Raw genomic sequence first — 13,099 nt, forward strand, 5'->3', positions numbered from 1 at the left:
AACGATGCTGTCCAGCGCGGTTCCCATCGCCACCAGCATCGGCACGCCGAGCCCGGCGGCAAGGATTGCAACGTGTGAGGTCGGCCCGCCGTTTACGAGACAGATCGCAGCAAGCCGGTCTGGATCCAGCGCCATGAGCTGCGAGGGGAGCAGATCCTCGGCCACGAGCACGGCGTCTTCCGGTAGCGCGAAGCCTGTGGCATCGCCGCCAATTAGCGCAGCCAGCACCTGACGTTCGAGATCGCGCAAGTCGTCCACACGCTCGGCAAGGCGGGGATCGCCGGAGCGCAGCAGGAGATCGACCTGAGTGCCGATGGCAAGCCGCCAGGCCGCGCCAGCGCTCTCGCCCTTCACGATAGCCTCATGCGCCGCCGCCAGCAGGTCCTCGTCCTCCAGCATGACCGCATGGGCCGCGAGTATCGAGGCCGCATGGGCCGGTGCGCCTTCGCTTTCCCGCGCGATTCCTTCGCGCAGTTGAGCCAGCGTACCGTCCAGCAGGACGCGCTCGATGGCGGGATCGCCCGAGCCTTCGGCAACCTCCACCTGACCCAGCCGGTAATGGACGGCCCGGCCTACCGCCACGCCGGGCGCGGCAATGACACCTGCCAACATCCCGTTCGCGTCAAGTTCCGTAATCCGCCGCTGGACGGGCGAGGCAACCGCCGAGCGACCTGGCTGCGAGACGACCGGCTCGTCCCCATGTGCCAGCTCACCCATGCCGCTCGCAATCAGAGCCTCCAGCGCATCCAGCACTTCACCGGCCTCGGTGCCACGGGCATGGAGCGAGATACGGTCGCCATGCCTGATCCCCAGGGCCAGCACACCGACGGGGCTGCGCAGGCTGGCGGACTTGCCCGAAATCTCCATGCGCACCACGGCATCGAACGCGGTCGCGACCTGCCGCAGGCGCGCGGCCGGACGGGCATGAATACCATGGCGCAGCGGCACGGACATTTCGCGCACCCGTTCCTCTTCCAGCGATGCCGGTTCTTCGGTCACAGGGGTGTCGTCCACGTCCTGGCGGCGCAAAGTCATCAGCCTCTCGCCGACCTTGACCGGACCTGGCTCACGCTTGAAATCGAGCGTCCATTCCTCATTGGCCAGCAGGAGCACCGGTGTCATCGCGCTGGCCGCGCTCGTCACCACGGCGTCGAGATCGAAGCGCACCAGGGCGTCACCGGCCGCCACTTGCTGCCCCTGCGTCACAAGGGGCGTAAAACCGCGGCCGCCCATCGCCACGGTATCGACACCGAGATGCACCAGCAGCTCGGCCCCGCCTTCGAGACGCAAGGTAACGGCATGGCCGGTGGCGGCGAGAGAAGCTACGGTGCCGGCGCAAGGCGCATGAAGAACCGTGCCGGTCGGATCGATCGCCAGGCCGTCACCCAGCATTCCGCCCGCGAAGACCGGATCGGGAATCTCGGTGAGCGGCGCCAGCCAGCCGTCCAGCGGAGCCTGGATGACGATGACGGACTCCGAGGATGTCATGGGCGATTCGACAGTCGTTGAAGAAGGAAAGGAGGCAGTCATCGGATGGGCTTGTCTCCAAAGATCGGTATCAGAATACCCGTTCACCGGCGATCCAGGTCGCCTGCGGCGCCATCGCGCGGTCGAGCCTGACGAAATCCGCGCTGCGGCCGGCGGCGATCACGCCTCTTTCCGAAGCGAGGCCGAGGAATTCGGCGGGTTGCACACTGGCCATGTCGACCGCCTGTGCCACCGACAGTCCCGCCATCTCCACGGCGTTACGCACGGCGGCGGCCATGTCGAGCGAAGCGCCTGCCAAGGTTCCGTCCGCGCCCACGCATCGCCCGTCCGCAACGACGATCTCACGGCCGTCGAGCTCGAAACTGGTCTGGTCCGAACCTACGCAGGACATCGCGTCGGTCACCAGCACGAAACGATCGAGCGGTCGGCTCGCCAGCGCGACGCGCATGGCGGCGGGATGGACGTGATAGCCGTCGGCGATCAGACCGCACCAGGCCGACCGGTTTTCCAGCGCCGCGCCGACCATGCCGGGATTGCGATGATGCAATCCCGACATCGCGTTGAACAGATGCGTCACGCCGGTCACGCCCATGTCGAAAGCGGCGCGCGCCGTCTCGTAGTCGGCATCGGAGTGGCCCATCGCCAGCACGACCCCGGCATCGATCAGCGCTTTCGCCTGATCGGCATGGAGATACTCGGGCGCGATCGTGAAGAGCACCTTGCCTGCACGCGGTCGTACGAGCAGGTCGACCATCTCGTCGTCCAGCTTGCGCAAATGGTTTTCGGAGTGGATCCCGCGCCGCTTGGCGTTGAGCACCGGTCCTTCCACGTGGATGCCGATGCAACCGGGCACGCCCAGGGCAATCGCTTCGTCCGTGGCGTCGAGCCCGCGCGCTATCACGTCCGGCGTGGCGCTTATGAGCGTGGGCAACAGGCCCGTCGTGCCGAAACGCGCATGGGCGGAAGCGATCGTGGCGATGCCTTGTCGGGTCGGCGCATCGTTGAGCAGAACCCCGCCACCGCCGTTCACCTGAACGTCGATGAAGCCCGGGACCAGCAATCCGCCTTCGAGATCGACGACTTCGTCGGCCTCGTTTCCATGTTCCGAAACGCCTGCATGCGCCTGGACGATACGGCCCTGTTCCACGCACACCACGACATCGCGCGCCCAGGCGCGGTTGAGATAGACGTCGCCGTTGACGAAGGCGATTTCCATCAGAGGGTCTCGGTTACCTTGCGCAAGTGCGCTGGATTGTCCGGGTCGAAGCCGCGCGCAAGCGAAAGGGCATTCACTTGCGGATAGAAGGCCTGGATCATGAGCATCGGCTCCAGCGCGGCGTGACCGGCGAGAGCGGCGAGCGTCGTTTCTCCGAACGGCTGAAGGGCATCGAGAAGCGCAACATCGGCGCCGCGTCCCGCGAATTCGGCGGCAGCCCCGCGCACGCTATCGCCGCTGGCGTCCGAAGTCGCGAAGGCGACGATGGGAAAGCCCTCGTTGATGATCGTCATCGGGCCATGACGCACTTCCGCCGCGCTATAAGCCTCGGCGTGGAGCCCACAGGTTTCCTTGAGCTTCAGCGCGCCCTCCTGCGCAACCGCGAAACCGTATCCACGGGCGATCACGAAGAGGTTGTTCGCCTCGGCAAGCTGCCCGACGAGATCGAAAGGCGCTATCTTCGAAGTGGTTTCCAGCGCGTCGGGCAAGGCTTCCAGGGCAAGGTCGAACGCGGCATCCCCGGCCCAGTGGGCCACCAGGGCAGCGACCCCGGCCAGCGAAGCGATGAAGGACTTGGTCGCCGCCACCGATTTCTCGGGGCCGGCATGGAGCGGCAGAACCCAGTGCGCCAGATCGGCAAGCGGCGCCGTTTCGTCGTTGACCAGCGCAACGACGCGCGCGCCCGCGCGGCGATGTGCCTCGACCGCCGCCAACAGGTCGGGGCTGCGTCCACTTTGCGAGATCGCCACCACGAGCACGCGGCCGGGTTGCATCTCGGCACCGAAGACCGATGACACGCTGAGCGCGGACGACGATACCGGAATGCCTACAAGGGTCTCGATCAGATATTTGGCATAAGTCGCCGCATTGTCCGACGATCCGCGCGCGCAAGTGACGACGACGGAAGGCGGCTCCTCGCGCAACTCCTGCGCCAGACGCGTAAGAATCGCGCGGTTGTTCGTCAGGAAGCGGCGTACCGCCTGCCCTGCCTCGGCGGCTTCACGATCCATGAGCGAGGACTGTGTCGGGGCTGGCGGGGAACCCGCGGTTTCGGACTGCATTGCGGCAAAATCTCCTGCGCGTCGTACCGGTCGGCGGAAGCCGCCAAGAGGGACGAAGGCTTACCAATACTCACATAAGTTCTATATTGGTATCTTCCAAGTTCAGGCAATACGCAATCGCTTTCGAACGGAGCCACTGCCTTACAGCCACGTCAGGCTGCGAGTTTTCGGCCGAAAACCGATGCTACCTACGTCAGATGTGCGCCATAGCGGCCTTGAGACGGGCCACTTCCGCAGCGTCCGTCACCAGCCGCGCTCCTTTTTGGAAACCCAGTTCCTCCAGCCTCGCGCTTTCGCCCGCATCCGATGTGCCGCCGGCAACCCGGCACGAAGCGTGAAACTCCGCGATGCCGGTGGAGCGCAGCAAGGGAACAGCCTCGACGGATACGCCCGATCCCGCGAGAATGACAATTCGGCCTGCAGCGCGTTCGTGAAGATGCGCGAGCATGGCAGCGCCTTCAGGTGCGCGGGTCGCGCCGCCCGAAGTAAGGATCCGGTCGAAGCCCATCGCTACGGCTTGCTCCAACCCGCTCTCCATATCGTCAAGCAGATCGAAGACCCGGTGCAAGGTTACCGACAAGCGCTTACCGCGCGCGCTGCCGACCCGGCGGGCATGATCAAGCCAATCGGCCAAGACCCCATGGTCAAGCCCCTGCACGCCCCCTGCCCCGATGACGATGCCCGCGAGGCCGGATTCGGCAGCCAGATCGATATCGTCCCGCACCTGAGCGACTTCCGGCTCCGCATAGTGGAAGTCCCCCTCGCGAGGGCGGCAGAGCATGTGGACGGGTATCGGGGCTGCGGCGGCAAGCCGGACCAACGCCCGCGAAGGAGTCAAACCACCCAGCGCCAGAGCGCTGCAAAGCTCGATGCGGTCGCCGCCACCCGCAATAGCGGCAGCCAGACCGGCAGCATCTTCAACGCAAACTTCGAGCATTGAGCCCTCCCCTTTAGACGCCGCCTAAGGCCGACATACGATTCGTGATGCGCGAATTGGACATACTTTGGCTCTGTATGCCAGCCTACCACGGCTTTGACGCTACCTATCGCTTTGCAGGCGAGGCGTTTAAATCCCTGAAATCTTGAAAAATCCTTTTCCAAAAAGCCTTTTTGTCGGGTGGGGGAGAATTTATGGGATGGACATCAGGATCTATTTTGGTGACATTCCAACCCGAAATTGGAATGGCATTGGAATTATTACAGGAAGCCGTCGACGCGCATTCCACAGGGACAAAGACGGAAGCGCTCCGGGATCGGGTGTATGAGGCAAACAATGAATAAGTTCTCACGGGCCATGGCCACGACTGGCCGTCTGAACGCGTCGGCTTCCACAGACAGGTACCACCAACTTGGCGCGACCGCCTTCCACAACGACGGTTGCGCCTTCACCGCCACCGCTCTGTCCAGCTTCTAAGTCCCGTGAAAAAGCGTGCAGGTCCCCCTCCTCCTCCTATGATCTGCATGCACACGGGCCGGCGCCTGTCCCAGGGTTCCTGACCCTAAGGACAGGCGTCGTCCTTTTTCCAGAACAGCGCGTTATAGAGCAGGGGATGCCATTCATGACCGCCTTCAGCCGTCGCCGCCTGATGTCCGGCTCCTGCCGTGTCGCCCTGCTGGCCGCCGCACTGCCGGCCGGAACGTCACGGGCGCTTGCCAGCGAAGCCGCCGCGAAGGTCGATCCCTTTATCGGCACCGGCGGCGACGGCCACACGTTCCCCGGCGCCACCCTGCCTTTCGGCATGGTCCAGCTCAGCCCCGATACCGACACCGCGCGCTGGGACACCTGCTCGGGCTACCACCATGGCGATCCGTCGCTGCTCGGCTTTTCGCACACGCACCTGTCCGGCACCGGCATCGGCGACATGCTGGACGTGCTCGTCGTGCCCTGCCGGGGTGACGTGCGCCTGCAACCCGGACCGCTCGACCGCCCGGACGAAGGCTATCGCCTGCGCTACAGCGACGAAGCGGCCGAGCCCGGCTTCTACCGGGTCCAGCTCGAAAACGGGGTTGTCAGCGAACTTACCACGACATTGCGCACCGGTATCCAGCGGCACGTCTATCCGGCAGGTCATGGCCACCTGCTGATCGATCTGTCGCATCTCGTGCGCGACTCCTCGGACAAGCATCCGCTGATCGACGACGCGGAAATGACGCTGGACGCGGACGGCACGCTCACCGGCCAGCGACGCGTGTTCCGTTGGGCCAAGGGCCGCCACATCTATTTTGCAATGCAGTTCTCCCGTCCGCCCAGCCGGGTGGAATTCTTCGGCGACCATGACGCCCCGCAACCTTCCGGAAGCAACCAGGTCAAGGGCAGACGCGTGAAGGCGGCGATCCACTTCGACGATGCCGGAACCGCGCCGATCGTCGTACGCACCGCCGTCTCGGCCGTGGACGTCGCGGGGGCCCGTGCGAACCTCGCGGCGGAAGCGACGCACTTCGACTTCGACGACTATCGTCGGGCCGCGTCCCGCGCATGGGCTGACGAGATGTCACATGTCGCGGTGAGCGGCGGCAGTGTCGAACAGCGCACGATCATGGCAACCGCCCTCTATCATGCCGCGATCGGACCAACGCTGTTCTCGGACGTTGACGGCCGCACTATCGGGCTCGACCGCAAGGTACACCAGCTTCCCCCAGGCCAGAGAGCCTATAGCGCCTACTCGCTCTGGGATACTTACCGCGCCTTCCACCCGTTGCAGACGCTGATCCGGCCGGCGCGGGTAGAGGAGTTCGTCGCCGATCTCATTCGCCAGACCCAGCAGAGCCCCTATGGTCCGCCGGTCTGGCCGCTCCAGGGCGTGGAGACCGGCTGTATGATGGGCTGGCACTCCGTGCCCGTCCTGGCGGAAGCCATGGCCAAGGGCATTCCCGGCGACTACGCCGCGGCCTGGCCCAATATCCGCCGCCGCTCGTTCGACTTCACGATGCCCGTGCTCGACAATTCGCGGGGAATCCCGGAATACGATGCCAAGGGCTATGTTCCGGCCGACAAGGTGTTCGAGAGCGTCAGCCGGACGCTGGAATATGCCTACGACGACTATGCCGCCGCCCGGATCGCCACGGCGGCAGGCGCCGCGAACGACGCCGCACGGCTCAAGGCCCGTTCGGGGAACTGGAAGAACGTGTTCGACACGCGAACCGGCTTCGCTCGGCCGCGCCTTGACGACGGCTCCTGGACCGAGCCCTACGACCCCGTCGAACTGGGCCATTCGGACAAGTGGCGCGATTTCACCGAGAGCAACGGCTGGCAGGCGACCTTCCTCAACCAGCACGACGTTCACGGGCTGGCCGACGCGCTGGGCGGTCCGGCCGGTCTCGAGGCCAAGCTCGACGCATTGTTCAACGCGCCGTCGACGCTGCCGAAGAACGCACCGCCGGATATCAGCGGCATGGTGGGCCAATACGCGCACGGCAACGAGCCGTCTCACCACGTTGCCTATCTCTACGCCTGGACCGGCGCGCACTGGAAGACGCAGGCCATGGTTCGCCGCCTGCTCGCCCTGATGTATCGCGCCAGGCCGGCCGGCGTGATCGGCAACGACGATTGCGGGCAGATGAGCGCCTGGTACGTGCTCTCCGCGCTCGGCTTCTATCCGGTCGACCCGGTCAGCGGCATCTACATCCTCGGCAGTCCGCTGTTCGAGGAAGCGCGCGTGAAGCTCGGCAATGGACGCGAACTGATCGTCAGCGCGCCCGGCAATCGCTCCGACCGGCCCTACTACGGTCGTGTCGATTGGAACGGCAAGGCGCATAGCCGCTGCTGGATCAGCCACAAGGAACTCATGAAGGGTGGGAAACTGACCTTCCACATGCAGAACGTGCCAGAACCGTCATTCGGGCGCGATCCGCATGACCGGCCGCCGAGCCAGGGTTGAGGCTGGGCATGGCTGATCCGGAACCTTGCAGTGAGCGGCCGTCCAACAGGCTCTCCCTCCACGGCGCTTGGACAGAAGCCTGAAACGATACCAATTTGATACATCTTTCAGGGTCAATCGCAAAAATGTAATGCCAATTTGATTTTTGGGTTTGAACTTATTCAAGACCTATGACAGCTTTGTTGCATAGAGTCTCTGGGAGGAGGGCGGCTTCGGCTGTCACCTACCCAGCGATCGCACGGGCTTGGGACGATTGGGCATGGGAATTTCGCGCCGCGATACCTTGGGGTTTGCCTTAGCCGGCGCGGCTACCGCCGGTACGGCGCGCGCCGCCCCAGCTGCTGTAAAGAGCGCTGCAGCAAAAAGCATGGCCTCCGGCGCGCTCGTCGTCTCGACATGGGACTTCGGAGCAGCCGCTAATGCCGCCGCCTATAGCCGTTGGAAAGCCGGAGGCACGCTGATCGATGCCGTAGAGGCCGGCGCGAAAGTACCGGAGGCGGACCTTTCCAACCACTCCGTCGGCATGGGCGGCTATCCGGACCGGGACGGCCACGTCACGCTAGACGCCATCATCATGGACGACCGCGGCCATGCCGGCGCGGTGGCGGCTCTGGAGGGCTATGTCCATGCGATCTCGGTTGCACGGCGTGTCATGGAGCGGACTCCGCACACCATGCTGGTAGGCGAAGGCGCGGCGCAATTCGCCCGCGAACAGGGATTTTCTTCGCAGAACCTGCTGACTCCCGAAGCCGAAGCGGCCTGGAAGGAATGGCTTAAGAAGGCCGAATACAAGCCGGTCGCCAATATCGAGAACCAGCGTGGTTCTTCGCTAGACCATGACACGATTGGTATTCTCGCGCGGAGCCCGGACGGCCGCCTGGCAGGCGCCTGCACGACCTCCGGCATGGCTTTCAAACTGCGCGGCCGGGTGGGCGATTCGCCGCAGGCGGGATGCGGGCTCCTGGTCGAACCCGGCGTCGGCGCGGCGACGGCCACGGGGGTTGGCGAGGAAGTGACCCGCATCGCCGGCGCAGCCCGCGTGATCGGATCGATGCGCATGGGACTCTCGGCGATGGCTGCCTGCCGCGAAGCGGTCGAGCATATCGTCAGGTTGCGCGGGGACGCGGTCAAGGACGCCCAGGTCGCTTTCCTGGCGATCGACAAGCAAGGCCAGGTTGGCGCCTTCGCCATCCAGCCCGGCTTCACCTACGCAGTCACCGATGAAAGCGGACACACAGAGGTGCGCCCATCGCAAAGCCTACGCCGCGCCTGACGGCGCGGGTGGCACACGTCATTTACGCAGAAGGACATGCCGGCAACGATCGGCAAGATGAAGTCAACCAAAACACGCGGCTCGAAGGATTGCGGGCCGGCATCTTCAGGGAAGAAAAGGGGTTCTCGATGAGGAAGATTACCAGGATACTCTTGGCCACGACCTGCATTAGCGGTCTTGCCACACCGGCACTGGCGCAGGGCCAGACGCCGGGTGAAGCCGAAGCAGGCAGCGGCGGTTCGGCAGGTTCGATCGTCGTGACGGGTTCGCGCATCAATCGCCCGAACTCCACCGCCGCCGCACCGATCACCTCGGTCACCAACGACGCGATCCGCGCCCAGGCAGCGGTCAATATCGAGGAAGTGCTCAATCGCATTCCTCAGATCGCGCCGGACAGCCAGCAGAACTATTCGGATTCCGACGGCCGCCAGCGGATCAAGCTGCGCAACCTCGGCTTCGAACGCACCCTGACCCTGATCGACGGCAAGCGCGTGGGCACCATGAACGGCGTCGACGCCAACATGATCCCGACCTCGCTGATCAAGCGCGTCGACGTGCTGACCGGTGGTGCTTCCGCCGTCTACGGTTCGGATGCGGTCGCCGGCGTCGTCAATTTCGTCATGGATGACGATTTCGAAGGCATCCAGCTCAACGGCAACTACAACTTCTACCTGCACAAGAACAAGCGCACGCTGATCTCGGACGTCGCCAGCCAGTACGGCTTCGACCAGCCCGCGCGCGGAACCGCCATCGACGGCGGCCGTTCCGACATCTCGCTGACGGTCGGCAAGAAGCTGTTCGACGGCCGCTTCCACATCAGCGGCTACGTCAACTACCGCGAAGCGGCGCTGGTACCGTTCTCCTCACGCGAGACGGCGGGTTGCGAACTCATTCAAACCGTCAAGGACGGCCCGCTGGGCTGCACGACCTCGACCTACACGCCCAACGGCTACATTTCGCCCCGTTCGGGAGCAGCCGACGGCCAACAGTTCGTGAACAATCCGGACGGCTCCCGCACTCTCCTGCCTTATGGCGACGCCTATGCCGCCAATCCCTTTGACGGCTACTCCTTCCAACGCGCCAACAAGCGCTGGAATGCAGGCGGCTTCACGTCCTTCGAACTGTCCGACGCCGCCGAACTCTACGGCAGCGTCATGTGGTTCCGCGACCGCTCATCCAATCCCTATCCGGCGCGCGTGCTGAATGCCGAGACTTATGGCGAAGGCACGACGTATCTCGTCAACTGCAACAATCCCTTGATGTCGGCCTCGCAAGCGCAGACCATATGCGGTGCCGATGCAGGTACGGGCACTCTCGCCCCGCTCGACGTCCGCTACCGCTTCAACAATGCACGCCCCATCTCGGATTCGTACCTCAACCTGGGCCTGCGCGCGACCGCTGGCGTGCGCGGCCAGATCGCAGAGGGCTGGAGCTACGACGTGGGCGGCGTCTACGCCCGCAACCGCATGGACACGACCTGGGGGCGCCCCAACTACGACCGTGTCAACAACGCGCTCAACGTCGTCAGCGTCAACGGCCAGCTCCAATGCGCCGCCGGCTCGGCCGACGGCTGCGTTCCCTTCGACGCCTTCAGCGCCAACTCGGCCACCAACGGCCAAGCGCTGTTGGACTACCTGACAGAGTTCGGCACCAGCACCACGATCAACACCCTCTACAACGTAGTCGGCACCGTTCAGGGCGACCTCGGCACTTACGGCATCCAGTCGCCATGGGCCGATCAGGGCGTGGCGATCGCGATCGGCGCCGAGTTCCGCGAGGACAAGCTGAAGAGCTACGCCGACGACGTCTGGCGAAAGAATTGGGGCGGAACGAACAGCAACCTTTCGCAGAATGCCTGGGAAGGAAACGTAGAGCTTCAGGTCCCGATTATGGAGCACAAGCCCTTCGCTGAACTACTCCAGTTCAACGGTGCGTTCCGTTTGTCGAAGTACAGCTCCAACCCGGACACCTTCTCGACCTGGAAGGCCGAGGCGATCTGGTCGCCTATCTCGGACATCACCTTCCGCGGCTCGATCAACAAGGCCCAGCGCGCGCCGACCGTGGTGGAAGCCTTCCAGGGCTCCAACATCAGCTACGACCGGATCACGCCGACCTACAACGACATCTGCGCCCCCACCGTCAGCTACACGACCGGGGCCAATGGCCAGCAGGTTCCCGTCTACGGCGCTCCCGCCGCCTCGCGTGAAGTCTGCGCGGCAACCGGTCTGGCCGACAGCCTCTACGGCAGCCCGACCTTGGTCTGCCCCACCGACGTCGGTTGCACCGTTCGCTCGGGTGGCTACACGGTCAACCCGGAAACGGCTTACACCAAAACCTTTGGCGTCGTGCTCAAGCCCTCGTTCGTGCCCGGCCTGGTCGTCTCGGTCGATCGCTTCCTGATCGATCTTGATGACTCGATCGGCTACAACAACTACGATTACTTCTCGAACGGCTGTCTCCAGACCGGCAGCGAGTTCTTCTGCTCGATGTTCGTGCGCAATGCCGACGGCACGCTGTCCAGCAACCCCAGCACCAACCCGACCAGCGGCTACATTCGTGGCGGTACGACCAACTACTACAAGAGCAAGTCGCACGGCTGGGACTTCCAGGGCCAGTATTCGACCGGTCTCGGCAAGTACGGCACCCTGGCGCTGGACTTCGCCGGATCGCTCACGACGCTGGCGGGTGGGCAGGATTCGCCGATCCTCGCGCAGTACAACTGCGCCGGGTACTACGGCGGCACTTGCGGCCAGCTGATCCCCAAGTGGACGCATACCCTGCGCGCCACCTATACGACCGAGGATCGCTTCTTCAACGCCTCGTTCAACTGGCGCTATGTCGGTCCGCTGACCAATGTCAGCAACTCGAACGACCCGGCGTTGGGCGGCAATGCCAGCACCGAGCGCGAGACGTTCTACCGTATCGGCGGCCAGAACTACTTCGACCTCGCGCTGACGTTCCGCGTCGATGCGGCCTATTCGTTCCGCATTTCCGCGAACAACATCCTCGACAAGCGTCCGCCGCTGCTGCCGAACTCCTATGGCTACGGCCTGTCGCGCAGCAATACGCTTTCGGCGCGCTACGACTCCCTTGGCCGCCAGATCGCGGTCGGGGCGACCGTCAACTTCTGATCCTTTCCCCGGTGGGCTTTCGCCAAGGCGAGAGCCCACCGGGGAAAATCCTTTTACGGGAAAGCATCCGGCGGCAGCCCGCCGCAGCAGATGCGCGTCAGCGAACCGAAGGCGCAGTGAGCGCGGCTTCGGCCAGGAGCAAGGCCCCGACGACACCGGGCGGATCGATGCACAGCGGCGGGACGATGACATCGTCCAGGGACTGTGCGTTCTCGATGCCGGCGACATATCCGTTAAGCAGCTCAGCCGTGCGCGCCCGCACTGCCGGGAACAGCCGCTCCTGCTTCATCACACCGCCGCCCAGGATGATCCGTTGAGGCATGGTCGAGAGCAACAGGGTCATGCACAACTGGGCGAGATAATCCACCTGGATCGTCCAGAACGGATGATCGTCACCAAATTCGGTGGCAGGTGAACCCCACGCGGCCAGAACGGCGGGGCCAGATGCCAGCCCCTCCAGACAATCGCCATGAAACGGACACACCCCCGGAAATTCGCCGTGCAGCGGATGGCGCCGGACGAGAATATGTCCGATTTCCGGGTGTCCGGTGCCATGCACGGTGCGCCCGTCGTTGACCAGGCCGACGCCGACGCCGGTGCCGATCGTCACGTAAGCCAAGTGGCGAACGTCAGGCCCGGCCGCTCGCGCCTCTGCCAGTGCGGCGGCATTGACATCGGTATCGATCGTCAGAGGCACGTCGAGAAAAGCGCGAATGCGGCCCAGCATGTCGGTGCCTTGCCACCCCGGCTTGGGCGTTGCCAGAATTCGGCCGTAGGAGGGCGAAGCCGGGTCCACTGCAACCGGGCCGAAGCTGCCGACGCCCACCGCCGCGATATCCTGCGCGCGTCCCGCCATATGGAAGAATTCGGCGACCGCCGCGAAAGTCGCGTCCGGATCGCTGGTGGGTATGGTCTCCATCGCTACGATCCCCGATGCGGCAGATCCCACCGCACAGACGAACTTGGTTCCGCCCGCTTCGATCGCCCCAAACAACGCCATCCTGAACTCCTGCCATTTACAGGACAAACGTCCTGCCGCGCTTCACACGCTT

At 64.4% G+C, this 13,099-nt stretch carries 8 protein-coding genes; 3 read left to right on the plus strand and 5 right to left on the minus strand.

Annotated elements, in window-relative coordinates:
* The 4 genes from RT424_RS09885 to RT424_RS09900 all read right to left on the minus strand — a co-directional run.
* Nucleotides 1–1,488: glucose PTS transporter subunit IIA (locus tag RT424_RS09885; protein WP_313437077.1), on the minus strand; the 1,488-nt coding region annotated here is incomplete at its 3' end.
* Nucleotides 1,489–1,558: 70 nt separating this feature from the next.
* On the minus strand, nucleotides 1,559–2,707 hold the full coding sequence (nagA, locus tag RT424_RS09890) for an N-acetylglucosamine-6-phosphate deacetylase (RefSeq protein WP_409521466.1): 1,149 nt from the start codon (nucleotides 2,705–2,707) through the stop codon (nucleotides 1,559–1,561).
* A complete protein-coding gene (locus tag RT424_RS09895) occupies nucleotides 2,704–3,765 on the minus strand; it encodes an SIS domain-containing protein (RefSeq protein ID WP_313437082.1) in 1,062 nt (353 codons plus the stop codon). The genes nagA and RT424_RS09895 overlap by 4 nt, the downstream gene beginning before the upstream one ends.
* Nucleotides 3,766–3,958: 193 nt before the next feature.
* Entirely contained in the window at nucleotides 3,959–4,702 is a 744-nt protein-coding gene (locus tag RT424_RS09900) for a copper homeostasis protein CutC (protein ID WP_313437085.1), read from the minus strand.
* Nucleotides 4,703–5,324: 622 nt separating this feature from the next.
* Here RT424_RS09900 and RT424_RS09905 point away from each other — a divergent pair.
* From RT424_RS09905 to RT424_RS09915, 3 genes are all read left to right on the plus strand, one after another.
* Nucleotides 5,325–7,643 carry a GH92 family glycosyl hydrolase gene (locus RT424_RS09905; protein ID WP_313437088.1) on the plus strand — a complete coding sequence of 773 codons (2,319 nt, stop codon included), beginning with the start codon at nucleotides 5,325–5,327 and terminating at the stop codon, nucleotides 7,641–7,643.
* Nucleotides 7,644–8,010: 367 nt separating this feature from the next.
* On the plus strand, nucleotides 8,011–8,916 hold the full coding sequence (locus RT424_RS09910; protein ID WP_313437091.1) for a N(4)-(beta-N-acetylglucosaminyl)-L-asparaginase: 906 nt from the start codon (nucleotides 8,011–8,013) through the stop codon (nucleotides 8,914–8,916).
* 128 nt (nucleotides 8,917–9,044) lie between these two features.
* Nucleotides 9,045–12,047 carry a TonB-dependent receptor domain-containing protein gene (locus RT424_RS09915; protein WP_313437094.1) on the plus strand — a complete coding sequence of 1,001 codons (3,003 nt, stop codon included), beginning with the start codon at nucleotides 9,045–9,047 and terminating at the stop codon, nucleotides 12,045–12,047.
* Between the two features lie 97 nt (nucleotides 12,048–12,144).
* On the opposite strand, the gene RT424_RS09920 is transcribed toward RT424_RS09915, so the two are convergent.
* Nucleotides 12,145–13,047, minus strand: coding sequence for an ROK family protein (locus tag RT424_RS09920; RefSeq protein ID WP_313437097.1), 903 nt, complete (start codon nucleotides 13,045–13,047; stop codon nucleotides 12,145–12,147).
* Between the last annotated feature and the right edge of the window lie 52 nt (nucleotides 13,048–13,099).

It is taken from the genome of Novosphingobium sp., from assembly GCF_032093395.1.
Taxonomy (GTDB): domain Bacteria; phylum Pseudomonadota; class Alphaproteobacteria; order Sphingomonadales; family Sphingomonadaceae; genus Novosphingobium.

What these genes read in the sequence shown, in the direction of transcription:
- RT424_RS09910 (WP_313437091.1), top strand. Translation starts at nt 8,011, where the DNA reads ATGGCCTCCGGCGCGCTCGTCGTCTCGACATGGGACTTCGGAGCAGCC.
- RT424_RS09920 (WP_313437097.1), bottom strand. Translation starts at nt 13,047, where the DNA reads ATGGCGTTGTTTGGGGCGATCGAAGCGGGCGGAACCAAGTTCGTCTGT.
- RT424_RS09900 (WP_313437085.1), bottom strand. Translation starts at nt 4,702, where the DNA reads ATGCTCGAAGTTTGCGTTGAAGATGCTGCCGGTCTGGCTGCCGCTATT.
- RT424_RS09895 (WP_313437082.1), bottom strand. Translation starts at nt 3,765, where the DNA reads ATGCAGTCCGAAACCGCGGGTTCCCCGCCAGCCCCGACACAGTCCTCG.
- RT424_RS09915 (WP_313437094.1), top strand. Translation starts at nt 9,045, where the DNA reads ATGAGGAAGATTACCAGGATACTCTTGGCCACGACCTGCATTAGCGGT.
- RT424_RS09905 (WP_313437088.1), top strand. Translation starts at nt 5,325, where the DNA reads ATGACCGCCTTCAGCCGTCGCCGCCTGATGTCCGGCTCCTGCCGTGTC.